This window comes from Paraburkholderia sp. BR10872 (genome assembly GCF_040965835.1).
GTDB classification, from domain to species: Bacteria; Pseudomonadota; Gammaproteobacteria; order Burkholderiales; family Burkholderiaceae; genus Paraburkholderia; species Paraburkholderia nodosa_A.
Genome location: NZ_JBFRCN010000006.1, coordinates 67,985 through 93,032 on the forward strand (window position 1 = coordinate 67,985; position 25,048 = coordinate 93,032).

Genomic DNA, 25,048 nt, shown 5'->3' on the forward strand with positions numbered 1-25,048 from the left:
TCACCCCTAGTTCACAGTCGTCTTAACATTCGTGGCGTCCTTCTTGAACGGATCCGCCTCGATCTCGCTATCGACTTCGTCCGGATCCTCACCAAGCTCCCGGATGCCCTGCTTGCGACTCTTGAGATGCGCTTCAATGAGCGAGATCAATCCGTTGGCTTCGCGCACCGGGTCGATAAACTCGATGCGCTCGGGCGTCCAGCTCACGTCGGCTACGGGCTTAGGCGTGTGACCCGCCAGATAAGCCGTCGTTACGAATCGGGCGGCCACCCGCTCGCAAAGCATGGGAATCACAAGAAGCCACTGCCGCTGCTCCATGATCCGCTTGAATTCCATCTTGCCCATGCGCCCGCTTGTGAAATTCACGCGCGAATAGTCGCCCGTCAGCTGCTCGTACGTCGTGTTGGTGCCCGCCGCAAGTGCCTGCAACTCGATCGAAACGTGATCCTTGTAGCCGTCGCTCGCAGCAGGCGCGGCAAAGCTGACTGTCTCGCCCTGCCTGAGATACTCCACGAGCCCCGGCGATAGCGATTCGACGCGCGGACCGTTCGCCGCTCCAGTCGAGACCGGACGACCCGCCTGGTAAGAGTCGTCGCTTGTCGTGACGAAAGCCGCAAAGCACGCCTCGATCTTCTTGCGGATCAGCTCCGCATCCTGATACTCGTCGAGATCGCGTGCTTTCCAGATCGTCGTGGCGAACTCCGGCAGGCCCCGAACAGAGCCGGGTCGCTTGATGGCGTCGAACAGGTGGATCACGTCGGCGGCCGGCACGAAGCTGCTGACCATGTTGCGCGGCACCGTCGCGATCTCGCCGGGGTGCTGGTCGAAGAACCAGTAACCCGTACGCTGGCCGATCATGTTGAACTGCACGCCGAGGATCACAAAGCCGCCGGGAACAGGGCCGGTCTTCGTGCTGTCGAGAAAGTCAGACTCCAGTACCTGCAACTGCAACGGCACGCTCAGTCCGTCTTGAGGTAGCCGGGAACGAAAGCGGATGAAGCACTCGCCCGACTCATCCATTGCTCGATAGGTCTGCGCCTGGATGCCGTAGAAGTCGAGCAGGCCTCCGGAATCGCATTCCCTCACCCATCGCTTCCACAACGATTGCAGGGCCTTATCCTTGAACTTCGCGCGGATGCCGGTTCCGACGAGGTTCGCCACCTTCACGTTGAGCGCGTGCGAGAGGTATGGATTGTTACGAATCAGGTCCCGCGAACGGTTGCGCAAGGTCGCGAGCGCAGGACCCAGCTCAGCATTCGCGCTCGTGCCTGTTGCCTTCCACCCGATCGCGCGCGGCCCCCGCTTCGCGCCGTCGAAACCACGCGCCAGATCGAGCATCATGCGCGCTCGCATACGGCGGGCGCCGGCCTCCGGCGAGATCGCCTCGACCAGCCTGTCGAGCAGATTCCGTTTCATCAAAAGCGCTCCATGATCGCGATGCTCGATCGTGGCCGCGCCGTAGGATTCTGCGTGGCCAGATCTGATTTGATCGTGTCACGCGCTGCGAGAAGCTCGCCCACCTGCCGGAAAGTTACTTTTTTCCCGCTGTATTCGACCGTGAGCGTGCCGCTCGCGATTGCGCGCTCGACGGCGTTGAGGTCCTGCTGTGTAAATGCCATAGCTATCGCCTTAGCCAGTTGTCCCGGCGCGGCAACCATGCATCGGCCGCTGGCCTCTGCGGCTGCGCCGTAGGTTGTTCGATGGTTGCCTCAGCAACGTCCACCGCCGCCGCAGCGGGCTCGCTCTCGCCCGGTGAGGGGTGCGCCAGTCCGACATCGGTAGAAGCCACCTGAGGGGCGTCTACGGGCTGCGAAAAGAGATCGCGCACACGCGGCTGGACGACAAGCTCCAGCGCCGTCCAGTCCGCGTCCTGATACGTGTTGAGCCGCAATCTCGGGTGATACGCGCACGCGAAGTTGTAGACCTTGAGGTCAAGCGCTTCATTACGCTTGCGCAGCTTGTCCCACCGATCTTTCGACGGGTTGTAAGCCTCCGCGCAAAGCTGCTCGTAGTACTCGTCTTCGAGATCCTCCGAAAAGTGCATGCGCCGGTCGACGGTCTCGCGCTCTTCATCGGCAGCAAGCGTGCCGAAGATCCGATCCTTTGCCGTGTCCGTGCCGACTGGCCACACCTTGACGCCGTTTTTGATCGTCTTGCCATTCTTCGTCACGTCCTGATCGGACGGCCTGCCGACAATCGGGCGATGCTTCGTCGACGCACCCTTGACGCCGAACACGCCGCGATGCGCGCGAGTGCGACAGTAGTCGTAGGCGTCCTGTGTTCTGTTGCCGCCGGTGTCGACCGCACACAGCTCGATGCGCATCGGCACGCCAAAGCTATTCTCGATCGGCGAGTCGAGGATGCGATCGAGGGCAGCCCACGGTTCTGGCGTTGCCGGATCGCCCCGTATCACGATGTGATCGACCGTCCAGTTGCGCATGCCACGCCCCCAGCCGGATATCTCGACTTCGAGACGGTCACCCTGCGTGTCGACAGCAGCCGTCAGCAGGAGCACGCCCAGCGGAATCGTGCGAAGCCGGTATGGCTCCGCTCGACGCTTGATCGTCTCCCACTTCATTTCCGCGCTCTTGTCCTCCCAGCATTCCGCAAGCGCGTTGTTCGTGAAAGCAATACGCTTCTCGACGTCGTTCTCGCCCGCCTCGTAGTCGGACATCAATTCCGGCCACGGCCGCCAACCCAGCGGCGCATACAACGCGCTCAGGTGGAAACTCGCTGTACGGCCGTCGCCCTTCGCCGTGGGCATCCAGTACGCGTTCGGATACTGCGATTTCCACGCGTGCTCCGGGCTGCCGACGCCGCAACCCGGCGCTTTGCAATAGCAAAGAATCGTGTCCGGTTCCGACTCGACACGCTTGAAATTCGCCCACTCGAAATACTGCGCTACGCCGCATTCGGGACACGGCACGAAGTAGCGGCGCTGATCGCCAGCCTCGTATAGCTTCTCGATCTGCGAGCGCCGCTTGATCGTCGGCGTGCTGTTCGCGAAGATCTTCGCGCGCCGCCCAAAGTTGCTTGTGCGATTCTTCGCGAGGTCGATCGGGTTGCCCTGCCCGTCGACGTTGAGTTCGTACTCGTCGACTTCCTCGAGCAGCACATAGCGCACGGTGGTCGACTTCAGGCGCCCGGCACGCGTTGCGCTGACGAGATTCATGATCCCGCCGGGAAACCGCTTGCGCAGCTTCGTATTGGCGCTGCCCTTGCGATTGGCGTCCTTTACGCGCCGGCGCAACGCCTTCGTCGACAACCGCATCGGCTCGAAGCGGTCCATCTCCCACTTCTCGGCATCGTCCTTCGTCGCGAACACGGCAAGGATGTTGCCGGCCGCACTCGTGATGCTGCGCCCGATGAAGTTTTCGCCGAGCGCCGAGCCACCAAGCTGGTGCCCTTTCTGCAGTCCGACAACTGTGACCCAACTGTTATCGAATGGGCGCGTATCGTCATGGTCGTATCGCGTGACTGTGCTCGCCTGACCGGACAGCGCATCCATGATCCCGACGAGATACGGCGTGCGTGAATTGCGCCACTTGCCCGGTTCGGGACTGCTCTCGGGCAGGACGCGGTGATCCTCAGACCACTCAGCGATACCGATACGCCTGTCAGGCCGGATCGCCTCCCCGATCGTCTTCAGAAAGCTGTTGATCGCTCCCATCGTCTTCGTCCGTTTCTTCTTCGTGCATGAGCCTGTTGACGTCGATCGACGACAGCGCCCGCGCCAGTTCGTCTTCGAGCATCGACTCGATCCGATGGGGGTCGCTCTCTGCTGCGAGCAGGTCCTTGATACGCACAGGCACATTCATGACGCTATCGCGCAGCGTGCGAAACGCAGTGAAAGCGAGGCGGTTTGCGTCAGCGAGGTCGAGCAGGTTTCCAAGATCACGCTCCAGCTCCATGGACTCGCGCTTTGCCCGCGTAGTCTCGCGCTCCGCTCGCGCCGCGCGATACACGGCCATATGCGGGTCGTTTGTCGACGCGGCAGCGGGAAACGCTTCATCGCCGTCAGCCGGAGGCAGAGGCGTATCGGCCTCCAGGGCCTTCGTATCACGCGAGAGGTCGGCGAACGAGCGGCGGCTCTCGTCGGTGTTTCGGCGCCATGCAGATTCGGCCAAGACAGCGTCGATCTTGCCGTTGGCGTTCAGTGCGATGCGCCCAGACTTCAGGGCTTTCTGCACGGCATTGAGCGCAACGCCCATATGGCGGGCAAAGCCCCTTTGACTCATTTCGGCCATCTGACCACCCTTTGACCACCACGAGTGACCACCTGACCACCCATGTGACCACCCTGAAAAAGACCTGAGACCGTGCGAGCAACGCGGCTCGAATTACCCCCACGCGCAGGGTCGCCGGAAGGACCCGTGCGATTGCAGGCTGGGTATAGGGGTCTACCCTTACGAATCCGCACACATCGCGGGGCTTCGCTGGGAATGCGGCAGGCGCGCACCAAAGCCGTGCGCCAGAGCCCGCGCGATGAAATCGACTTTTAACTTTTATGGCGCAAAACCCAGATTGCGCCGCAAAGCAGCTTTTAGCGCTGATTCCGATATGCGAGCGGAAAGGCGCCCTGCATGAGCCATCTTTCTTACATCGAGATTAACAATCCCTAACAGTCAGAAAGATTCCAAATGAATACCATTCGTGGATAACTCAAATGCATACAGACCATGATCCCGCTGCCCGTCGTTATCCTTAGCTCTGCGCTGCTGAGCGCGTCGCTTTGCATCCTCGGCCTTATCCTGATCGGCTATCGCCTCTAGCGCTGACTCCCATACGCAAGCTGGAATGCGCCCGCGATATTGATTGACATCGTCGCGTTCACGCTATCGGCCACCAGCTGCTCGAACGGGAACCGTGGTCGATATTGCGGCGCACGCGTGAAGACAAAGACCGGCTTCGCGCCACCGTACTGCAGATGCGAGATGCGCGAGTCCGCACCGTAGTGCGTGCGCAAGTAAATGCCAGGCGGCAGTTTGCCCTCGCGATTCACGAGCGCAAAATAACTGAACCCACGCGATCCCTTACGCCCGCGCGCGAGTGCGTCACGCCGCTTCTGCGTCATGTTCGCCCGGTAGCCCTGTTCGCCGAACGCCTGCAAATACGACATCACCTGGACGATCTGCGAACGGGCGACGTTTCCGTAGGCATCGAGCGTTGCGCCTCGACCCGGAACAGCAAACTCATTGCTGCGCAAAAGGCCGATGCGACGCAGTGCCGACTCCATGCGTTTGACGTTGCGCCCACCACCTTCCACTTGCGGCAACAGATATTTCGTTGCGGGTGTGCCCTTGAACGCCTCGTCCTTGAAGCCGACCGTTGCCACCAGCTTTGTCGGCGACGCAGTAACGACGCGCGTGCTGTTCAACGTCCACGGCGTCGGCCGGTCGAAATACTGCGACATCGCAGTTTTCAGTGCGGCCTGCGCCTCGCGAGCCGTGGCGTTCAAGGCTTTCGCCATGATGCGCGGCACGCGATTGCGGACATGATCGTCAACGGCAGAATCAAACTTGCTCATGTCGACGCGTACGCCGAACGTCGAGCTTGCCATGGCAATACCCCATGCAAAAAGCCCCGTGGCTTGCGCTCACAGGGCTTTGGAGTTGTCGGACGGCGCGCCGTCCAGGCTACAATCAGCCAGCTTCGCCTGATGCGGCGAAGACCGTACGGAGACCAACCAATGAGTCAGGATAAGCCAACAATCCCACAGCCGCAGCCGGCACGCCGCGATCAGGCGAGCATTCCGACGCGTGACGCTCCACGCCAACCGCAGCCACAACCCCGGCCGCAACCGAAGCGATAACTGGCGTCAACAATGCCAGTAGGCGGATCCGGTTAAGCCGGTCCGCCGTCTTGTTGTTGCGCCGAACCACTTGATGTATGCGCGACTGTGTGTTCGTAATTTCCGCTGCCCGAATTGCGGACAGCGAGTATTTTGGCTGATACAGATTCTCTGGCTCGTTCGTCGGCGTCGGCAATTCACTGATCTTTAAGCAACCCAGAATTAGCCAGGCGCTCAGCAACAGCAGGCAGACACCGAATGTGATGGTGGCGGCAAGAAGCCAACCGGCACCGTGGGTGTCAAATAGCTTCACCGTGTAGGCGGACGCAGCCCCCACCCCGGCGAGCAACACTGTCAGCGTCGTGTTCGCCTCCTTCGATATGACAGCCAAGCTCTCAACGTGAAAACGCATATTTTCCGCTGCCTGCCCTTCCACCCAGTCTAGCAGCGCGTCTTCATCGCCGTTGGTGTCAACTTCCGCTTCGGGTACATCACTCATCACGATGCTCCAATAGAAAAGCCCCGAGTTTTTTGCGCTCAGGGCTTCGGATATTCGTGTTTCGTACGGGCGAACGCCCGCCGAACAATTCCCGACAGCCTGTTGGCATGTTATTCGTCGCGCCGCTCGCGCGATACTGTACGACTGCCGGGAGAGGGTTGCTCCACGAGTGTGCGGGGCTCACAGCATCCAGTGCCACGGTAAAGGATGCATGGCGCGAATTGTAAGCAGGGTTTTTCTTGAAATGCAAGAGTTTTCATCGTTGCATTCTCCGTCGCACGGTGTCATTGGCCGCGCCGTCAAGTGCATCGAGCAACGCATGCACCGCGTGAAAGTACGGCTCCCAATGCGAGCGATATTGCGCCATCGGAACACCTAGCGCACGTGCGCGTGCTGCGTGATCCTCCGGCTGACGACCGGTCCCACCACATACACCGCAGATCTGCCGACCAGCGCCTTTCGCTGAAATCTCGACCACGATATTGCCGGCGCCGTGGCATTGCGGACAGCGCTCGTACTCGCGAAAGATCATGGGGCCGCGCCCGTTACGGCTCGCTGCAAACGGGATGGAATATTCGTCGACACAGACCCGACCTTGGCCACCACACGTCGGACAACCGATACGCTCCACCGCCAACGCCTTGCCACGTCCGGTTACGCCGCGACCATCACACGCGGCGCAAAGGTCCGCAACCCATTCGATGATCGCCTGCCGTGCGAATCGCTCGATGATGTCCGATATTTGTCGCTCGACCTTTTTGCCCGTCTTTGCGGCGGCCTTTTCTGCCGCACGCGTCACACCGGTAAATTTTGAACGATCGAACCGGCCGGGTTCACGCAAGCGCTTTGCGAGAAGCAACGTAGCGCGATGCAGGCCCGAGCGCCGAACGTCCTGCCCGTATTTCATTCGCCACAACAGGCGACCGAGTTCGTTCGCGAATGCGAGCGCGCCCAAAGTAACTTGGGGGTCGGCAATCGGCTCCGATAGCTGACCGCGTGCATTCATCGCTATCCCGGCTTGCTCTTTCAGGTCGACAATCACCATAACCCCTATCCGTCCTTCGTCCCACTTCAATATCGATGAAAAGAAAATGTGTGAGTGCGCGCGACGTGCGACATGCGCACCCTCACGTCGCGCACGTCGCGCTCGCACACACGGGACTACGGAAAGTGCATCGCGGAGTGGGACGCGGGACGCAAACCGTTTGCACTTGGCGCGCCAAAATGGCAGCCGTGGCGCGCCAGACGGCGCGACATGGCGCGCGTGCGACGCGATGCAGCTGGCGCGAAGTCAGAGCGGTGCATCGTCATCACTTCCAGTCGATTGACTGCGCGCAGTCGAAGCGGGCGAGGCCGGCGCAGAGGCAGGTACGTAATACCAGCGCCGGGCGCCCTTCGTCTCCCGCTTGCGCTCCCAACCGAGTGCCTTCATTGCGGAACCGATTCGACGCTGTTCAGCCTTCGTGACCTTCGATGTTTCGAGCTTGATGCAGTCGAGCGCGATATCCTCCATCGTCACGCTCTCGCGACCCTGAACGAATTCAGCGATCAGCGACTCGTACATATCGCCTTCGTAGCGCGCGGCCTGCTCGATCTCGAACATCGGTTTTTCTTCGCCGAGCACCTGCCATGGCGTGGGCAACTCGCCACCCGCTTCCGCGTTCTCTGCGGCCCATTCCTGATACATCGAGAACGCCTCAGCCCAGATCTGGTCGCGGTCGGAGCGCAGCGAAGCAAGCGCGATCCACGGCATGACGCGCACGGGCCAGTAACGCCGGTTGCCCGTCTCGTCCTTCAGGTAAGCGTCCAGGTTCACCGTGCCGACGACCACAAACTGGCGAGGCACACGCACAGCACGGCGCGCATACTTGGGCCGGTAGACATCGGCCTGTGTCGTGATCCAGCGCTTGGCTGCCGCCGAATCTGATTTGTTGAGTGCATCGAGTTCGGCCAGTTCGATCGCCCACTTGCCGCCTAGCACCTCGACCGCATCCGAGTCGTTGAGGTTGATGTTGGCCTCCATCGACCACTCCTCACCGAACAGCATCTTGATTGAGCGCGACTTGCCAGCGTCCTGCGGACCTTCAAGGATCAGTACGTTGTCCATCTTGCAGCCCGGCTCCATGACCCGACCAACGGCGCCGAGCAACCACTTGTAGCCGACCGCGCGGGCGTACGGCGTATCCTGCACACCGAGGTAGTCGACGAGCCACGTGCGCACGCGCGGCTTCTGGTCCCATACAAGCCCACGCAGGTAGTCGAGCACGACGTGGTAGGTGTTGCGTCGCGCGACGGTAGCCACGGCATCACAGATCACATCACGGCGTGGCGTGATCGACCACGTGCGCCCGAACCAGTCCGTGAGCAACACGTCGTCGTGCTCGATCCACTCCCCGACTTCGCCGCCCTCATATGGCGGACGATCGAGCTTGCGCACCTTCTGCGAAAACGCCTCGTAGCCAAGCACACCACGCCACTGGTCGGAGTGCGTGAGAATGTCGACCACGTTATCGAGGTCGGGCTTCAGCGCGAAACGGTCCGTACGGCGCAGGCGTTGCTCCCACGTGTACGCGCCGTTTTCCGTCTCGACGCCAGGCCAGCCGCCCCCGGCGTCGTTGTTACCGGCGCCAGCGGACGTCGCGGCCGGGCGCAAGACAGAGCGTTTGCCGCTGTCGCTCTCCGGCGAGACGATAGCAGCGCGCTCCATCGTTTCTAGCAGTCGGGCGGCACGGTTATAGCCGATCCGCAGATGGCGCTGGACCTTCGATACCGAAGCAGCACGCGATTTACACACAAACTCTACCGCCTGCTCATAGAGTGGATCGACAGCTTCGGCAACGACAGCCAGATGTGAGCTGCGCGCGTGATCGGTACCGGACGCCGCCATCTCGACCAGCAGCGCGGTCGCGATCTGAGACTTGACAACGTGCAGGCCCTCTTCAACGTGCAGGTCATTGAAGTCGGTCAGCTTGCGCTCGCCCCGGCCGGTAAAGCGTGGGAACACGACGCTCGCGTTGCCGATCGCTGCCACGGCCTCGAACGCATACTTCAGGCCGGCATTCTCGAAGCGCCGCGTGCGCTGCGGCATCACATCGTTGCCAATCGTCATCACGAGCGACTCGACGCCATGTGCGTCAGTCTCGCGAGCGGCACGGACTCGATACCACGTCTTGCGCGCCTGGACGAGAATTGGTTCGCCGCCGATCTCGAAGGCGTCCCTGTAGCCAAATTCGTCGGCGAGGTGATCGTAGAGCCGCCGCTCGATCATCCAGTCATCGTCCGCGCAAACCATCACGTGGATTTCCGGATACGTCGCGCGCAGGTAGCAGGCCGCATCCATGATGCCGCCGGCATCGAAGCACACCATCACCGGCACAGCGCTATCGGTCGCCATGCGGATCGACCGAGCCGTCGCATAGCCCTCGGCGATCTGGACAACCTTGCTCTCCGCGCCCAAGTCGCCGAGGAGGAACAGCGCCCCCTTCTTTTCCATACCCTTGTTGAAGCGCTTCGCGCCCGTAGGCGTGATCTTCTGCAAACCGACGAGCCGGTATCCGTCGTCGTAACGGAACATCGGCACGAGCACGTCGCCGTCAGTTGCGAAGCGCACTCCCTCAGGCGTGATCTGCTTGCATTCCAGATAGGCCGACGCGCCCTCATCCTGCGCGCGTTGCCACTGCTCACGCGCGCGGTTTGCGGCGAGCTTGGCGGTATGCTGGCGCTTGCGCTCTTCCTCGGCAGCGACACTCTCCTGACGGGCCTTGGCCGCTGCCAGATCTTCGGCCGCAAGGGCTTTGCCCTGCCACTGGAATTTTTGCGCGCCACTGTCATTGCCCGCCCAGCAACCGAATGCCCCGATATAGCCGATGATCCGGCCATCTTTCTCAACTGCGTGAATCGAGTACCAGTACTTCTTTCCGGGACCGTATCGCACCGGTCTGCCATCCTCCCGGATGTGCGGATGGCCCGCAGGAAGCTCAGGATGATCCGCTGCTATCAACTGCGCGCGAATCTGGTCGAGTGTCGCCATCGGTCAATTGCCCCTTCTGGGTTGAACGCCCCCACAGCGCGCAAGGCGCGCAGTGCACGTGGAGCGGAGGGATGCTGCGTATTCGCCATGAGGCAGATACGCCAAAGTCACTTTAGGATGCGGGGTACGCCTACGATCGATCACGAAGGGGAGTGAGGCGGCGCCCCGTGCCGTGCGCGCAGAGTGCGCTGAGGCGATTGCGCGCGGTCGTGCCAGCGTGACCGCGCCAACAGGCACGACCAGCGGCGTAGTTGTGCGCACCGAGAGGCGCCCGCGTGTTCAGGGAATGGCTGTGTCGCAGCGCGCTGCTGTATCCGTTCAGAGTCACTTGTTGCTCTCCGGCTTGCTACCGCGCAGGCGGTGCCATTCGGCCCCGAGTGCGCGGTCGAAATGTTCGCGTTCAGCGACGCTCATTTCCGGCTCAAGGCGAGCACGAAATTCGCGCCGATCCGTTTTGGTCGCGAGCTGCGCGCACTGGCGCGCAACGCAGTCGATAAAGTGGTCGAGGGCGTCAACGCGCAAGGCGACGACACGCAAATGGATAAGGTGATCGGGGAAGCTCGAGATGGTCTGAACAAGAAGGCGTGGCACCACTTCGGGCTTGTACTCCGCGTGCCATTTGAGACGCGACTCGGCGCAGACCAGCTGCTGCCCGATGTCGCAATGCAGTTCGGCCTTCACACGGTGCGGATTGCAGCACGCCATGTTTAGCGCGCAGGCTTGGCGCTGACGCGACGTACGGTCGCAATGATGCGGTCCAGCAGGCGCTTGCTGTCTCTCGCCGCACCGATGATATTGTCGGCTTCCGCTGGCGTGACGATGCGATCTTCGAGCGCCTCGCGCACGCACTCGGCGACGATGCCGGCGTGCTGTGCGAGATCGAACGTCTGCATGGCGATGTCGTGCGGCGTGCTACCCACTTGCACGATATCGTTTGGCACTACGCTGAGATTGAACCGCTCGTTAAGCGCTATCAACGCATCGCGGTACTGAGGCTGACGGCGCTCCTCCATCCACTCGATCAGCAGTTCGAACATCTCCATGGAGAGGCGATTCTCGCCCTGCCCGCGCAAACGCAGGCGAAGGCTCTCTGTGGTGATGTTGCGGCCCCGGCGATTCGTCAGGAACGCTGCCGCTTCGGGCAGTCCGCCGGGCGTACCGCGAATCGACGTGTACAGCACGTCAAGCCAATCCGTGTTGCTGTATCTGCAGGTCATGCTTGCCTCGTTCTCTTGGTAAACCTGTTGTTTCATGCTGTTTGCACGATGCCTCGCGACCTACGATTCAAACTCGCGCGCCTCGGCTGCCGGGTGCGAGAAATCGCCTTACGCGAATGCACATCAATGAACACGTCCGGAAGCACCGGAGTCGGCAACATCGGGATGTGCTTCGAAATAGTCGTGAAGCGCTTGGACAGTCGAGAACCGAGGGTCAGTGACGCTACGCGCGCTGATCTTCGTAAGCGTTGAGTACGGCACACCAGCTTTGCTCGCGATAGCCCGTAAATTGCCCTTCTCACGGCTTAGCCGGGCCAACACCCGATCCAGCAGCGTGTCGCTGTGGTTTTCCATACGGAGCCCCGTTGAAATGAACAGCGCCATATTAGCCACAAATGGTTATTTTTGCAAACTTGGCGGCCTTTCAGATACCCGCAAGTGGCTATCCATTAGTGGCACGCTCGCTCCCATGAGCCGACAAAATACGAAAGCGATCCTGGCCAAGAACCTTCGACGCTTAATGGACCACAGTGAAATATTGGATACGCAGATTAAGGTCGCACAGCGCGCTGGCATCGCCCAGAGCACTGTCGGTCGACTCTTGCGGGGGGAAGTCTATGCCCAGCTCTCCCAAGTGGAAGCCTTAGCCGAGGCCTTCAAGGTCGACGTTGCTGCGCTTCTTGACGAGAACGTCGACCACGCACGCGGAATCACTCCGGAGTGGGAGCAGACCTACACCCACCTCTCAGAAGAGGAAAAGAAGCAGGTTTCCGATTTCGTCGCATTCCTCGCGGCGCGGCACCAGCACGAAGCGCCCTCGACGGCCCTGAACACCGAAGGAGTACGCGAAGCAAACCGCGGGCTAACAGAACGCCTAGTGAAGGCGATTCAGCGTGAGCTTAATGATGACACGCTGAATACTAGCCATGAACGTGAACACGAGAACAATCCCACCGCGCGCGTACGCAAACGTACATCGACTCGATAGATTCCGAGCCCCGGAATCTCCCCCAACCCCAGACATTGCCGATGCGTATGCAAAACGCATCGATCTAGTAAATGGCAGGGTAATTTCCCGCCTAACGCAAGCCGACTCTCCAGCCGTAGCAGTTGCCGCAGCCTTCATTGACACCAATGGAACCATCGGCCATGTCGCGGCTGGAATAGAGCCGGAGATGGCCGCCGCCCTCGCCCACGAACTGCGCTCCCTCGCCAATACGCTCGACGCGCACGCCGCAAAACACTCACGCCGAAGGTCGCATCTACGCGACGGCACGCACCAACGCGGCGCCGCGACAATCGCAATCCTTAGCACCATCAGTTTCGTTGCCGCCACCTACATCAACGACATCGCATGGCTCGACGCCGCGCTGTCCATCGGGGCACAGCTGACTGCCGCAGCCCTCGCAAGACGCTCCTCTTAGCTGACCGCACAGTAGCCACGCCCGCATTTTGGGCGTACCACTCCATTCATAAATAGCCATTTCTGGCTTTACAATAATTCCATTAGTGGCTATTCTGGCATCCACGCGCAAGTTGCGCGCAGGAGATCCAGATGGAATCAGTCGACATTTATTCGGATGAGCGCCGCGCGTGGCTCCAGCAGCAGATGCGAGCCGACATGGAAAGCGCACCGCAAAGCAACTTTGAGCAGTCCCCGTATTGGCGCTTTTGCTTCTGCGTGGCGTTGATCGTGATCGGCATCCAGGTGTTTTCGCCGGAACCGGTGCCGCTTAACCCCGCCGCCGCCAACGCGTCGCACAGCCAGCCGATGGTTTGAGGGCGCGACATGCGAAAGATCCTTGTTCAGAACCTCGTTCAGCCGACCGAGCGCACGCATTCCGCAGAGACCGTTGCCGTCGCAATCGCAGACCGTTTGCGCTCGACTGGCAATGAGTGTGCGTTCGTCTGCATCGCAGTGGCGACTGCCGCCGATATTGACGTCTCTTTTGTCGAGCACATTGCTGATTCGGTTGTTATCAGCGTCGACGTTGAGGCGTCGGCCATAGTACAAGCGCAGTTCGACTACGTCGTAACGGTGCACCGTGGAGATCTAGCGCTGCAGGCACTCATGCCCGTTGTACCTACGGCCAGTTACCACATCGCCGCCGAACCACGCACGCCACCGCCCTCACCGGGCGGCATCCTGCATCGCTTTTTGAAGTACCGGCCGTTCGGCCGTCACGTGTCCGCGTAGAGGCAAGCCGGACATGGCCGAGCGAATCCCCGTCACGGATGCAGAGATCGTGAGGGAACACCGCCTCCGCCGCTTCCCCGGCTCCGCCACAGACGCACTTACCAACCCTGCCATACGCACTTGCCTCGCCGTCCTCGCAGGACTGCGAAAACAGCGCGAGATACCGCCGAGCGACCAGCTCGTCGACAACAAGCGCCGTGCCGCTGGCGATTCGGAGTAACGCCTCATGCCGCGAATCAAACCCTATATGCAACCCGATCCTGACACGCGCCGCGACACAATCGGACTGCGCACGATCGTCAAGTACGACCCGATGGCACCGCGCCCCACAACGCCGATCATGATCGGTGACTACGTAGTCGCACGCCGCCCGCTGCTCGACAGCATTTACACCCTCTACATGATCCTCGACGGCAAAACCGTCGTCAGCACTCAGATCTCCTATCCGTCGGAAGGCGATTGCGCGTCGGCAGTCCTCGCTCATCGTCGCAAGCAGGCTGCGTCGATGGCCGAATCGACGGTCGCAAAAGCGAAGAAGCGCCACGCGAAGCCGGCGCGTGAGGAGGTAGCAGCATGAAGCGAGCCACCACCTATCGCTGGGAACCGCCCATTAGCTTCAAAGAAGTGCTCGAGCGTGAGCACGAACGCTATCAATCGCGTGTCAAGCGCATCATGGGCGCCAGAAAACTCATCGAAGCTCTCGAACCGGACCTCGTCCGGCTGCGTGCTCGCAGCGCGCACTACGACATCGAGGGCAATTCCGGACTCGTCCTCGACTGCCGCGAGGATCGGGCCACTGGTCGGGCTGTGAATGCGCTCTTTCTCGATACCGGCATTTTCTACGGCAGCGGAGACCGACTGATCGAAACGTTGATCGAGATCGGTTACCACCTCGAGCGAACCACCAATCTTGTTCACCCGCGCGGTGCGATCCTGCGGCGCCCGAAAACACAACTACGAGTGGTCGCGCGATGCACCGAAGGCTACGCGGCACACCTTGAAGCAAGGGAGGCCGCGTGATGCTCGCCCTTCTCATTGCCTTTGCGACCTGTGCGACGGCTTGGCTGCTGACCAGCCCGCAACCCAATCGAACCCTTGGCGGCCTGTTCGGCCTGCTCGACTCCATCCTCTGGCTCGTAGCCGGCATCGCCGCCGGCAAGACGGCGGTGATCCTCGTTGCGGCATTCTGTGCGCTGTGCTTCGCGCGCGTGTTTTTGCGTAACCGTTCGGTGAGCTTTTCCGGGAGCAAGCGCGGAGGTGAAGCATGAACGACAAGCGCACCAGCCCGCTCGTTCTCGACGCCATGATCGTCACTGGCAACACGAAGGCCGCAGTCAAGGCTGCCAGAGGTGGCTCGTCGGACCTTTGGACCGTACCCCCCGAGCATATCCATTATGATCCGCGCGACAACGTACGCCCTCTCAACAAGGATCGCGTTCGCCAGATCGCAGACTTGATCAAGGCAAACGGATACGACCGCAAGAAGCCGCTCGGCTGCTTCGTGCGAAAGGTCGGCGGCGAGGACCGCATCTTCGTGTACGAGGGCCAGCATCGCTACCACGGCGCCCTGCTCGCGATCAGCGAAGGCTACGAGATCGATCGACTGCCGCTCGTGATCGACGAAGCAAAGTCTGTGACACGCGCGAACCTGATCTATGCCGGCATCATCAATAACGACAGCGAGAAGCTCACGCCGCTGCAACTGGCGGAGCAGATCGTGGAGCTACAAACGCTCGGCGAAGATAACAAGACGATCTGCTCGCGCCTGAACATCACGGATCAAACTATCCGCGACTGTCTCCTGCTCGCCAACGCGCCCCGAGAGGTCCACAAACTCGTGCGAGATCAGGCCGTCACGTCGACTCTCGCCATCGAGCAAATTCGCGCGCACGGCCCCGAGAAGGCGCTTGAACGACTCAGGCGCGGCATCGATACGGCGAAGTCACTCGGGAAAGCTAAGGCTACGAAGAAGCACATCGAGGCAGCAGCGGCCACACCCACTGCGAAGAAGATCAGCGAGACACAGGCAAAGTCACTTTTGCAGGCTCTGCAATCCGTGTTGCACGATCCGATGTTCGGCAAGCTCTCGCCTGGCACGATCGATGGCGTACACACCGCGCTCGGTCCACTCTCGGATCTTCTCGACGCCAAACCAACGGCGAGGAAGAAGTATCCCGTCAACGAGCCGAACGAACATGGGGTCTACACCTTCGAGAGGCTTGCGTCCCCGAAACTGAAAACGGGCCGCACCGTGAACGCACCGGCTGAAATCCACATCGCACAGACCGCACCTGGAAAGTGGATTTTCGGGACGTCGTATTACATGGGCACGGGAGGCGGTAGCACCCCGTGCTCATTGCGCGATGGTGATCCGACTTATCCGACGCGGGGGCAAGCGATCCGCGCGGCCGTTCAGTATTTCACGCGCCTCCTTGAAGACCCGCGCCTCGGGAACACGAAGGAAGCGCCCAGTGTTCGCAAGTGGCTAGACGGCCTTTACGCCGCTCCCGATCCCGATTGGACCGAGGAACTTGCTAATGCGGAGGCGAAATGACCCTGCGCGCGGCTACTTCTACCCCACGCCCGCTGCCGCGTCAGCGGAAAGGCACCGAAGAGCGCCCGAGGCTTGCGCTCGCTGGCGCCGTGCCGGCGCAGCCTTTGGACGGCAACGTCAACAGCAGCGGGCTCTCGCCCGCAATCCTGAACAAGGAAGCGCCGCGTGCGCGGCGCAAACCAATCCAGATGAACGAAGTCACGTCGGAAAACCGACGTGACCACCTCTCGCGCATCGACGCCTTCGGCACCGAGATCCGCTCGCTGGTCGAAGCAATCGTGCTTGGCGCCGACGTCGAGTTGCTCAACCTCATGCGCGATGAAGTAGGCAGCTATAGCCGGCACAAAGCGGCGCAGGAGGCACGCACGTGGGCCGAACAAGCGCGCCTGTCGATCGAGACTGGCTTGATGCAACTGGAGCGCGCGATGCGTCCTGCTATCGCACGAGGATAACCATGAATACCCAGCAACTTCGAACAATTCACGCGCAGGCATGCGCCGCCGTTGCGCGCGTCAACCGCATGATCTCCCCCGTCGACGATCGATTCTGGCCTATTTACCTGAGAGCTGCTCTCGCAGCTGCAGCGCCGAGTGAAATATGTTTTGGCGCAGATGGACAGTTATCCACAGAAACGGTGGACAAACCTGTGCAAAGGATGAGCGACGCAGAGCGCGACGTGCGCGCCGAGCGCGTAAGGCAGGTAAGCGAGGAAGGCTTTACGCCGGCCAATGACGACCAGCATGCTCTCGGAGAGTTAGCGTCAGCAGCCGCGTGCTATGCGCTCTCGCATCGCTGGGTGCGCCGCGATATTCCGCCGCCCGAATGGCCTGGCAATTGGGATCGCTCGTGGTGGAAGCCCACCACGCCACGCCGCGACCTCGTGAAGGCCGGAGCACTAATCATCGCCGAAATCGAGCGGCTCGACCGTGCCGGCGGCGACTGTGCGCTGGTAGGAGATCAATGATGCGTGTGATTCGGGACTACGTGCGTAGTCATCTACCCCGCAGCGCCGACGCCGTGCGGTTCATCGTCACCGGACTTGTGCCCATACACCTCGCTAATGCGATCAATCGCGCGCATGACATCGTGGAGAAATTCGGCCGTCGTGGCCTCCTCCTCGGGCGAGCCCCAAGGAAAATCTTCCGGGTTCTTCTTTCCTTGCGCACGCCGCACTGCGCGGACCGTATCTTCGATGTTGCGGGCCATGGCCCACTTAGTTTCCTCGTTCGGAAACGGGCTGTATTCGTTTTCCATCATCCTTATATCGGCGTGGTCAGCGAGACCTTTAAGGCGTTTGACACCGAGCTGTGGACCAAACACCGCCGAGCCCGAGATTCTTGGTTTGCCAACGTCCACCTGCTGATCGACGGAGGTAACCACGTTCCCATAGGCGGCAACCATGAGTGAGAGCCGCTACGCTAGGATGACGACAAATGGTGTCACGCGGCGAGTGCGAGCCAAAGCAACTTTGCGCGTCGATGCAATTGCACTGCTCAAGACTTCGGGACCGCTGCCGAAGCGACGCATCATGAATACGTTACGCACTGCTCAGAGAACCATTGATGCCGCATTGGCAGAGGCCGAGCGTGCGGGCGAGCTGGAGTACTTCCTCATGCGGAGTTCGCGCGGCCGCATGGATGAATTCTGGTGCATAGCCGGCACTGCCCGGGATCGGCAGAAGTACAGGTTTCGCGGCGCGGAGATTCTTGCCGCTTTTCAGAGGGCCGCCACAGAACTTCAACAGGAAATCACATCATGAGAACATTCGATCTTCTCGAGTGCGCGGACTTCCTGAAAGTGGATCGCAATAAGGTCTTGAGGCTCGCCGGTAGTGGCGAGCTGAGGGGCGCAAAAATCGGGCGAGCGTGGGTGTTCCTCGAGGACGACGTGGTCACGTATCTCCGCAAGCAGATCCACGAGCAAACGGCTGCGCGACTCCAGGGTTTTCCCGAACCGGAAACAGACGCGAAGGTAGCCCGCGCAATTGCGCGACAGGTTCCGACACTGGACCAACGGCGCCCTGGACGCCGGGCGCGTGCGCTCCCTAGCCTACCGGACGCGATACCTGCTTGACATAGGCCACAAGAAAGCCTAGGCACACGAGATGCTATAAAGTCGAGGAAGTTCTGGAGGCTTGACTTTTTTAGAAACCTTGTTCAACCAAGGGTTGCAAAGCTAATTTGTCGTTGCTACATTGGTCGTGCGGCGATCAAAATGCTTTCGGTTTACGAGGGCCGATTGCCGCGCTACAATCGTCCGTTTGCACGAAACGAACGTGCGATGAAACTGTCGAAGCTATTGAATTCTTGACATATTTTTCTTAATCACGCAAGGCAAGGAGCCAACTATGAAGAATCAAGCTGTCCGCCAAGATATCCGTCCCCGGGCATAAGCCGACGTTTCTGCACGTTTTCCGCCGTTTCTTAGCAAAAAGCCCGCGATTCGCGGGCTTTTTGTTTGGATCATTTCACTAGTTCATTGAAACGCGTGGGGTCGCTCGTCCTCAGCCATTGGAAGTCCTCGTCATTCTCTGCGTCTTCCTTCAAATTGGGGTCAAGTTCAACAGCGCGCTTGAGATAGCCAAGTGCGGCTTGTCGATGCTCCCGGCAGCGCTTTTTGTTCCCTAAATCTTCCTCGGCCTTGGCAAGTAGGGAGCAATAACAGCCGGCATTGAACAGCGCTGCTAGATCCTTCTCGTCGTATCTGTCAAGTACGATCTGGACCATCTTGAGTGCGCCCTGATAGTCCCCCTGCCGGCGCAAGATATTGCCCCGCGTGATGAATGCGCGACAAACCACCTTCACATTCAGGTTTTCGGGCTTATCTGTGACCTTGTCCAAGTAAAGACGCCCAAGGTCAAGATAGTCTCGATACTTCGCATTCTTCGAGATATCCGCAGCGGGGTCATGTAGCAAGAAAAGCACCGCGTACAACTCGGCAATCTCCCGCATCACGATGCCATGCGCGGTGTTGATTTCGGCACTGTTGTCCGCGGCATAGCGGACCCTGATGAATTCTTCGTGATCCTTCGTCGCTCGCTCGGCACGCTCATAGGCTGCGTTCGCCCGCTCAACTGCGGCGTTCGCCGTCTGCACGATCTCCTCAGAGCGTTGCTTGGCTACCATGAAAGTATCCAAGCCCTTGAATCCGAGGAAGGCAAGCAGTGCACCAAGCGCAGCAAACAGAGAGAACAGCTTGTCATACGTCTCCTTCATCGCATCAGCGCGATCCTTTGACGAATCGATCGCGAACTTAGCGATGTCAGAGACGGACCTAGCATCGAGCGTGGCCGCTGCGCCGCTGGTGCCGGGTACTGCAGGCGCCGCCACCGGAAGGTTCGCGTTCGGAGCCTTCTCCAGCCCAAACCAATTCGCTGTCATGCTATGCGGAAGAGCAATCAAGCAAACAGTAATTACGATGATCCAGAGCGGCAAAACCGTGGTGAATGCGTTGGACAACTTCCCTGGCTTACGCATAGGCGGCGCAGACTGAACTGCGCTTGAGGCAGCCGGCGGGGTGGACGGCGAACTCGCGGCCGCAGCGGGCGAAGCTGTTGCCGCGCCTGAGCTATTTTGACCACTAACAGGGGTTTGCGTACCTGCCGTTGTGTTGGGCTGCGTGCCGCCGGCCGGCGGCGGATTTGATGGCGTATTCATGATCTCTCGCTTTCTTTTTATTCGTACTGCGTCTCGAAACACGGCAGATATTACCAGAGGCGATCCGCTAAATCGCTACCCCGCAGATTCGCATAGCGCATCAAAACCTTGGGGTCTGTATGACCTGTGATTTTGGCTATCTGGATGTCACTTAACGTCGTGCGCTCGTAGAGTCGCGACGTCGCCTCATGACGCAAATCGTGAAACGTCAAATCGGGACAACCTGCTGCATCGAAGATGCGCCCAAACTGGCCGGACATCCGTGACGTCACCTTGTTAAGTACTTTGCGCAGCGGTAATTGGACTCCGCCTGCGGAGTTCTGCAAAGCTTCCGGCACCCACGGAAAGAGGTAGCCGGTTTCGAAACTGAATCCCCGCATATCGTCCGACTGGTCGCTCACGGCATCAACGTAACGCTCGTACGCGGCCAACGCTACGCTCGTGAGAGGCACTGCTCTCTTGCTGCCATTCTTCGTGCGATCCAAAAACGCCGTCCGTTTGGCGATGTCAAATTGCCCCGTCTCGAGCGTGAACATCTCTCGCAGTCGCATAGCCGATTCAATCGCAAGCTCAAAAAGAAAAGCAAGGGCGGGCTGGTATTGAAGTTCAAAGCTCCGCTCGCGACCATTCGGCTTTCCGCCGTCTATGATTCGGCGGATCTCTCGCTCTTCAGACTGGCTAGGTCTACGGTCACGGTACACATCCTCCTTCGGCGCGAGATCCTGCGCGATCACTGCGACACCGTCTTCCTCCGTATAGGCTGCATATCGCTTAGGGAGCAGCCGCAGTGGATTGACCGCTAGCGCAGGCGTCCCAGTCTTCACGACCCAGTCGAAGCACCTCGCCAACGCACCTACCCTGTGTCGTATCGTCGACGGCGCGAGATTGTCCGCTCGCTTCATGCTCGTCACCCAAGCATCTGCCCACTGGAAATTGACCTTTGTTAGAGGCTCGCCCTTCCATCTACCGATCATCGTGTTGAGAAGATCGAGATCAGACGCGGGCAAAGACACCTTGCGCATGTAAGCACGTATCGCGTCCTCCACTGTCACGATCTGGTCTTTTTGCGCAACGAGATCTTCGGGCAAGATCCCCGCGTCGAGAAGTTGCTCAAGGCGGGCGACGTATTGATCGCCTTCTTCTTCGGTCTGGAAGGTCAGAGAAAGTGGCTTTGGCAGGACGCCCTTGCGCCGAATGATGTATTCCCACGTCCCGGACGGACGCTTTCTTTTTGTCGACATAGCCCCGTATTCGCAACTCGCCTCGACGGCCAATGAGCCGTTCGACGCGTGGTTGAGCGTGTTTTCAGAGTGGTTACAGAGGGCTTTTTACCACTTTACAGGACGCATTTCCATCGATGGAAACGGTGAGGGAAAAAGAAAAGCCCTGAAAAATCAGGGCTTTTCTTTGTACTACTTGGAGGCGCGAGCCGGAGTCGAACCGGCCTACACGGCTTTGCAGGCCGCTGCATAACCGCTTTGCTATCGCGCCAGAAGCGGACTGACCGGGGTGCGGAAACTGCTTGCGCTCGCAACGACCGGACAGATTTGTTTGATGGCTTGATACGCTGACCAAAACCTGCCAAACAAAAAGGGAAGCGCTGCTTCCCCTTGGCATTTGGAGCGGGAGACGAGTCTCGAACTCGCGACCTCAACCTTGGCAAGGTTGCGCTCTACCAACTGAGCTACTCCCGCAAATATCCTGCTTTACTGCGACTTTTACTGCTTCGGCACTTCGTTTTTCGTTACTGCAAAAACGCCGCACCTAAAATTCTGGAGCGGGAGACGAGTCTCGAACTCGCGACCTCAACCTTGGCAAGGTTGCGCTCTACCAACTGAGCTACTCCCGCATATTGGCTTCAGATTTCGCCGAATTTTCAACTAACATCGGCCTATCTTCTGCTATCTCCACCGCATCTTTTTACTTGCTACTGCGTCGTGCAGCGGAGAAGTGAGATTATGTATAACCCGCAGAATCGTGTCAACCCCTTCGCATGATCTTTTTGGAAAAGACATAAGGGATTCACAGCACAGGGGTCACAAGCTCCCCCGTTCGCGGATCTGGGGCCACGCGAGCTTCATGTAGTAAAGCATCGACCAGATCGTGAGGAACGCTGCCACGTAGATGAGCCACGCACCCCACACGCGCGAGTCGAACAGCGTTACGCCACCGAGCGTGAGCGGCGCGTAGAACAGCAGCATGGGAATCGCGACCATCTGGCACGCGGTCTTGAACTTGCCGAGCGAATTCACGGCCACGCTCTTCGACGCGCCGATCTGCGCCATCCACTCGCGCAGCGCCGAGATCGCGATTTCGCGCCCGACGATCACGAGCGCGATCACGGCGTCGAGACGCTGCAGATGCACGAGCACGAGCAGAGCCGCGGTCACCATGAGCTTGTCCGCGACGGGATCGAGGAATGCGCCGAACGACGAGGTCTGATTCCACTTGCGCGCGAGAAAACCGTCGAACCAGTCGGTGAGCGCCGCCAGCACGAAGAGCAGCATCGCCAGCACGTTCTGCTGCATCGGGGAAAGCATCGTCTGCGGCAGATAGAACACGCCAACCACGAGCGGAATCGCCAGGATCCGCAGCCAGGTCAGGAGAATCGGAATATTGAACGGCATCGGCTGGCGCTATCTGTCGGGGAGATGCAATGATGGGAGATGCAATTGTGCCGCGTCGCCGCACGTGCCACAAGCAACCGTAAGGAATGGCCAGGCCGGACCCGGCCAGCGACGCCGCCGCATCAGTGAAGCTGCTGGTAGATCTGCTCGGCGAGCGAGCGCGAGATGCCCTCCACGCTCGCCAGATCCTCCACGCTCGCCGCCATCACGCCGCGCAGGCCGCCAAAGCGCGCGAGCAGGCGCTGGCGACGCTTCGCCCCCACGCCCTCCAGCTCTTCGAGACGCGAAGTCTGGCGCGTTTTGCCGCGCTTCGCGCGCATGCCCGTGATGGCGAAGCGGTGCGCTTCGTCGCGGATCTGCGCGACGAGCATGAGTGCGGCGCTCTCCTTGCCGAGTTCGAGCGGCGCACGGCCGTCGGCGAACACGAGCGTTTCGAGGCCGACCTTGCGGCCCTCGCCCTTCGCCACGCCCACCAGCATCGCCGGATCGAGACCCAGTTCGGTGAACACTTGGCGCGCAATCTCGACCTGCCCCTTGCCGCCGTCGATGAGCACGATATTGGGCAGCGTGCCGCCGGGCGGCGGGGCTTCGACTGACTCGCTGGCCTCCATGGCTTGCGACGCGGCATCCGGGTCGGCCGGATCGGGCGCAGGCACGGACAGCCCAGGCGCCTCGTCGGCTTCGGCGCGCGCCGCTTGCGCGACCATCTTTTCGTAGCGCCGCGTGAGCACCTGGCGCATGGCGGCGTAGTCGTCGCCGGGCGTGATGCCGGTGATGTTGTAGCGCCGGTATTCGGCCGACTGCATCTTGTGATGGTGATACACCACGCATGAGGCCTGGGTCGCCTCGCCCATCGTGTGGCTGATGTCGAAGCACTCGATGCGCAGGTGCGCGAGATCGTCCAGCTCGAGCCCGAGCAGTTGCGCGAGCGTGCGCGTGCGGGCCTGCTGCGAGCCCTGCTCGGAGAGCAGACGCGCGAGCGCGAGCCGCGCATTCTGTTCGGCCATGGCAAGCCATGCGCGCTTCTGACCTTGCGGCTGACGCAGCACCGTGACCTTGTGCCCGGCCTGCTCGCTCAGCACGTCCACGAGTTCGCGGTTCGCGGGCGGATGGCTCACCACCAGCACGGGCGGCACACGGTTGCCGAAGTAATGCTGCGCGATGAAGGCGTCGAGCACTTCGGATTCGATGCCGATCTCGCGCTTTCTGCGCGCATCCGCCTGCGGCTCGAGCGCGGGCGTGGCGGTTTCGGCATCGCTTGCCGCGTCGTCATCGTCGGCGAGATCGGCCGCGATGGCGAGCGGATCCGCTTCGAGCGCCGCATCGTCCTGTGCGTCTTCCGCCTGCGCTTCCTCGACGTAGTCCTCCACCGTCTTGCGCGCGAGCGTGGGCAGCGACTTCAGCGCGCTTGCCGCGACCACGGTCTCGCTGTCGATTTCCTCGGCGACGCCGCCCTCCTCGTCGGTCAGCGCACGCTCCACGTGCGCGGGGAAATAAGCCTTGTCGCCCAGATGCCGGCCGCCGCGCACCATCGCGAGATTCACGCAAACGCGCCCGCCCAGCGCCACCACGGCAAGAATGTCGACGTCGCTCTCGCTGCCCGTTTCGATGGCCTGTTGATGCAGCACCGTCGAAAGCGAACTCATCTGGTTGCGCACGGAGGCCGCCTGCTCGAACTTAAGCTCCGAGGCGAACGCGTGCATCTTCGTCTCGAGTTCCTTCATCACCTCGTTCTGACGGCCCAGCAAAAAACGCGATGCGTTGTTCACGTCGCGCGCGTAATCCTCTTCGCTGATGGCGCCCACGCAAGGCGCCGTGCAGCGACCGATCTGATGCAGCAGGCAGGGCCGCGTGCGGTTGTTGAACACCGAGTCCTCGCAGGTGCGCAACTGGAATACGCGCTGCAGGATCTGGATGCTCTCGCGCACCGCCGACGCACTCGGAAACGGCCCGAAGTACTGGTTGTTGCGATCCACCGCGCCGCGGTAGTACGCCATGCGCGGGAACTTGTGCCCGGTGATCTTGAGAAACGGATACGACTTGTCGTCGCGAAAAAGGATGTTGTAGCGCGGTGTGAGCGCCTTGATGAGGTTGTTCTCGAGCAGCAGCGCCTCGGCCTCGGAACGCGTGACCGTGGTTTCGATGCGCGCGATACGCGTGATCATCATCGCGATGCGCGGCGAAAGCTGCGTCTTGGTGAAGTAGCTCGACACGCGCTTTTTCAGGTCGCGCGCCTTGCCGACGTAGAGGACCGCGCCTTGCGCGTCGTAGTAGCGATACACGCCCGGCAGATGCGGCAACTGCGCGAGCGCCTTTTTCGGGTCGAAAACGTCGGTGTCGGTCATCCAGTTTCGGGGACGGGCGGTGCGTCGAGAGAGATGAGACCTGGCCCAGCGCCGCCGTCGCGACGCATTCATGGCTGTGTCCTAGAATCGCAAGTTTAGATCATTCCATGCCGCACGGAACCTGCGCCGAAC

Annotated in this window: 27 protein-coding genes and 3 tRNA genes; 12 read left to right on the forward strand and 18 right to left on the reverse strand. The window is 60.6% G+C overall.

Annotated features, from left to right (window positions below; all coding sequences use genetic code 11):
• Positions 1-6: 6 nt before the first annotated feature.
• The 10 genes from AB4Y43_RS07015 to AB4Y43_RS07060 all read right to left on the reverse strand — a co-directional run bounded on the left by AB4Y43_RS07015 (position 7) and on the right by AB4Y43_RS07060 (position 11,573).
• The gene (locus AB4Y43_RS07015) at positions 7-1,416 is read right to left on the reverse strand and encodes a phage portal protein (protein WP_368727321.1); all 1,410 of its coding nucleotides are present in this window, start codon (positions 1,414-1,416) and stop codon (positions 7-9) included.
• On the reverse strand, positions 1,416-1,619 hold the full coding sequence (locus AB4Y43_RS07020; RefSeq protein WP_368727322.1) for a phage head-tail joining protein: 204 nt from the start codon (positions 1,617-1,619) through the stop codon (positions 1,416-1,418). The genes AB4Y43_RS07015 and AB4Y43_RS07020 overlap by 1 nt, the downstream gene beginning before the upstream one ends.
• Before the next feature lie 2 nt (positions 1,620-1,621).
• On the reverse strand, positions 1,622-3,670 hold the full coding sequence (locus AB4Y43_RS07025; RefSeq protein ID WP_368727323.1) for a phage terminase large subunit family protein: 2,049 nt from the start codon (positions 3,668-3,670) through the stop codon (positions 1,622-1,624).
• Complete coding sequence (locus AB4Y43_RS07030) at positions 3,618-4,247, reverse strand: hypothetical protein (RefSeq protein WP_368727324.1); 630 nt, start codon at positions 4,245-4,247, stop codon at positions 3,618-3,620. The genes AB4Y43_RS07025 and AB4Y43_RS07030 overlap by 53 nt, the downstream gene beginning before the upstream one ends.
• A gap of 521 nt (positions 4,248-4,768) precedes the next feature.
• Positions 4,769-5,527 carry a hypothetical protein gene (locus tag AB4Y43_RS07035; RefSeq protein ID WP_368727325.1) on the reverse strand — a complete coding sequence of 253 codons (759 nt, stop codon included), beginning with the start codon at positions 5,525-5,527 and terminating at the stop codon, positions 4,769-4,771.
• Between the two features lie 115 nt (positions 5,528-5,642).
• Positions 5,643-6,290, reverse strand: coding sequence for a hypothetical protein (locus AB4Y43_RS07040; protein WP_368727326.1), 648 nt, complete (start codon positions 6,288-6,290; stop codon positions 5,643-5,645).
• Between the two features lie 256 nt (positions 6,291-6,546).
• Positions 6,547-7,335: a hypothetical protein gene (locus AB4Y43_RS07045; protein ID WP_368727327.1), complete on the reverse strand. Its 789-nt coding sequence runs from the start codon at positions 7,333-7,335 to the stop codon at positions 6,547-6,549.
• 246 nt (positions 7,336-7,581) lie between these two features.
• Complete coding sequence (locus tag AB4Y43_RS07050) at positions 7,582-10,320, reverse strand: VapE domain-containing protein (protein WP_368727328.1); 2,739 nt, start codon at positions 10,318-10,320, stop codon at positions 7,582-7,584.
• Between the two features lie 324 nt (positions 10,321-10,644).
• Positions 10,645-11,001: a hypothetical protein gene (locus AB4Y43_RS07055; protein ID WP_368727329.1), complete on the reverse strand. Its 357-nt coding sequence runs from the start codon at positions 10,999-11,001 to the stop codon at positions 10,645-10,647.
• Between the two features lie 26 nt (positions 11,002-11,027).
• A complete protein-coding gene (locus AB4Y43_RS07060; RefSeq protein WP_368727330.1) occupies positions 11,028-11,573 on the reverse strand; it encodes a hypothetical protein in 546 nt (181 codons plus the stop codon).
• A gap of 334 nt (positions 11,574-11,907) precedes the next feature.
• Here AB4Y43_RS07060 and AB4Y43_RS07065 point away from each other — a divergent pair, with 334 nt between their 5' ends.
• From AB4Y43_RS07065 to AB4Y43_RS07110, 10 genes are all read left to right on the forward strand, one after another.
• Positions 11,908-12,525 carry a helix-turn-helix domain-containing protein gene (locus tag AB4Y43_RS07065; RefSeq protein ID WP_368727331.1) on the forward strand — a complete coding sequence of 206 codons (618 nt, stop codon included), beginning with the start codon at positions 11,908-11,910 and terminating at the stop codon, positions 12,523-12,525.
• A 187-nt stretch (positions 12,526-12,712) separates the two neighbouring features.
• Positions 12,713-12,961 carry a hypothetical protein gene (locus tag AB4Y43_RS07070; protein WP_368727332.1) on the forward strand — a complete coding sequence of 83 codons (249 nt, stop codon included), beginning with the start codon at positions 12,713-12,715 and terminating at the stop codon, positions 12,959-12,961.
• Between the two features lie 131 nt (positions 12,962-13,092).
• Positions 13,093-13,317 carry a hypothetical protein gene (locus tag AB4Y43_RS07075; RefSeq protein WP_368727333.1) on the forward strand — a complete coding sequence of 75 codons (225 nt, stop codon included), beginning with the start codon at positions 13,093-13,095 and terminating at the stop codon, positions 13,315-13,317.
• Between the two features lie 9 nt (positions 13,318-13,326).
• Complete coding sequence (locus AB4Y43_RS07080) at positions 13,327-13,734, forward strand: hypothetical protein (protein WP_368727334.1); 408 nt, start codon at positions 13,327-13,329, stop codon at positions 13,732-13,734.
• Between the two features lie 226 nt (positions 13,735-13,960).
• On the forward strand, positions 13,961-14,311 hold the full coding sequence (locus tag AB4Y43_RS07085; protein ID WP_368727335.1) for a beta-hexosaminidase: 351 nt from the start codon (positions 13,961-13,963) through the stop codon (positions 14,309-14,311).
• On the forward strand, positions 14,308-14,754 hold the full coding sequence (locus AB4Y43_RS07090) for a hypothetical protein (protein WP_368727336.1): 447 nt from the start codon (positions 14,308-14,310) through the stop codon (positions 14,752-14,754). The genes AB4Y43_RS07085 and AB4Y43_RS07090 overlap by 4 nt, the downstream gene beginning before the upstream one ends.
• Positions 14,754-15,002 carry a hypothetical protein gene (locus AB4Y43_RS07095; protein ID WP_368727337.1) on the forward strand — a complete coding sequence of 83 codons (249 nt, stop codon included), beginning with the start codon at positions 14,754-14,756 and terminating at the stop codon, positions 15,000-15,002. Before AB4Y43_RS07090 ends, AB4Y43_RS07095 begins: the two co-directional genes overlap by 1 nt.
• On the forward strand, positions 14,999-16,288 hold the full coding sequence (locus tag AB4Y43_RS07100) for a transcriptional regulator (protein ID WP_368727338.1): 1,290 nt from the start codon (positions 14,999-15,001) through the stop codon (positions 16,286-16,288). The genes AB4Y43_RS07095 and AB4Y43_RS07100 overlap by 4 nt, the downstream gene beginning before the upstream one ends.
• Positions 16,285-16,740 (forward strand): hypothetical protein, encoded by a 456-nt coding sequence (locus AB4Y43_RS07105; protein ID WP_368727339.1) that lies wholly within the window; start codon positions 16,285-16,287, stop codon positions 16,738-16,740. Before AB4Y43_RS07100 ends, AB4Y43_RS07105 begins: the two co-directional genes overlap by 4 nt.
• A gap of 2 nt (positions 16,741-16,742) precedes the next feature.
• Positions 16,743-17,252 carry a hypothetical protein gene (locus AB4Y43_RS07110; protein WP_368727340.1) on the forward strand — a complete coding sequence of 170 codons (510 nt, stop codon included), beginning with the start codon at positions 16,743-16,745 and terminating at the stop codon, positions 17,250-17,252.
• Between the two features lie 32 nt (positions 17,253-17,284).
• Here AB4Y43_RS07110 and AB4Y43_RS07115 read toward each other — a convergent pair whose 3' ends face one another.
• Positions 17,285-17,689, reverse strand: a complete 405-nt coding sequence (locus AB4Y43_RS07115) for a hypothetical protein (protein WP_368727341.1) — start codon at positions 17,687-17,689, stop codon at positions 17,285-17,287.
• Between AB4Y43_RS07115 and AB4Y43_RS07120 the strand changes: the two genes are divergently transcribed.
• Entirely contained in the window at positions 17,688-18,047 is a 360-nt protein-coding gene (locus tag AB4Y43_RS07120; RefSeq protein WP_368727342.1) for a hypothetical protein, read from the forward strand. The two genes, AB4Y43_RS07115 and AB4Y43_RS07120, sit on opposite strands and share 2 nt — an antisense overlap.
• Positions 18,044-18,361 (forward strand): helix-turn-helix domain-containing protein, encoded by a 318-nt coding sequence (locus AB4Y43_RS07125; protein ID WP_368727343.1) that lies wholly within the window; start codon positions 18,044-18,046, stop codon positions 18,359-18,361. Before AB4Y43_RS07120 ends, AB4Y43_RS07125 begins: the two co-directional genes overlap by 4 nt.
• A gap of 389 nt (positions 18,362-18,750) precedes the next feature.
• Here AB4Y43_RS07125 and AB4Y43_RS07130 read toward each other — a convergent pair whose 3' ends face one another.
• The 7 genes from AB4Y43_RS07130 to uvrC all read right to left on the reverse strand — a co-directional run bounded on the left by AB4Y43_RS07130 (position 18,751) and on the right by uvrC (position 24,916).
• Positions 18,751-19,944 (reverse strand): tetratricopeptide repeat protein, encoded by a 1,194-nt coding sequence (locus tag AB4Y43_RS07130; RefSeq protein ID WP_368727344.1) that lies wholly within the window; start codon positions 19,942-19,944, stop codon positions 18,751-18,753.
• Between the two features lie 50 nt (positions 19,945-19,994).
• Entirely contained in the window at positions 19,995-21,185 is a 1,191-nt protein-coding gene (locus AB4Y43_RS07135; RefSeq protein WP_368727345.1) for a site-specific integrase, read from the reverse strand.
• A gap of 176 nt (positions 21,186-21,361) precedes the next feature.
• Positions 21,362-21,435: transfer RNA gene (locus AB4Y43_RS07140), tRNA-Cys, on the reverse strand.
• Positions 21,436-21,562: 127 nt separating this feature from the next.
• Positions 21,563-21,638, reverse strand: a tRNA-Gly gene (locus AB4Y43_RS07145).
• A gap of 79 nt (positions 21,639-21,717) precedes the next feature.
• Positions 21,718-21,793 (reverse strand) — tRNA-Gly (locus tag AB4Y43_RS07150).
• Between the two features lie 187 nt (positions 21,794-21,980).
• On the reverse strand, positions 21,981-22,571 hold the full coding sequence (pgsA, locus tag AB4Y43_RS07155) for a CDP-diacylglycerol--glycerol-3-phosphate 3-phosphatidyltransferase (RefSeq protein ID WP_042261239.1): 591 nt from the start codon (positions 22,569-22,571) through the stop codon (positions 21,981-21,983).
• 122 nt (positions 22,572-22,693) lie between these two features.
• On the reverse strand, positions 22,694-24,916 hold the full coding sequence (gene uvrC / locus AB4Y43_RS07160; protein WP_368727346.1) for an excinuclease ABC subunit UvrC: 2,223 nt from the start codon (positions 24,914-24,916) through the stop codon (positions 22,694-22,696).
• Between the last annotated feature and the right edge of the window lie 132 nt (positions 24,917-25,048).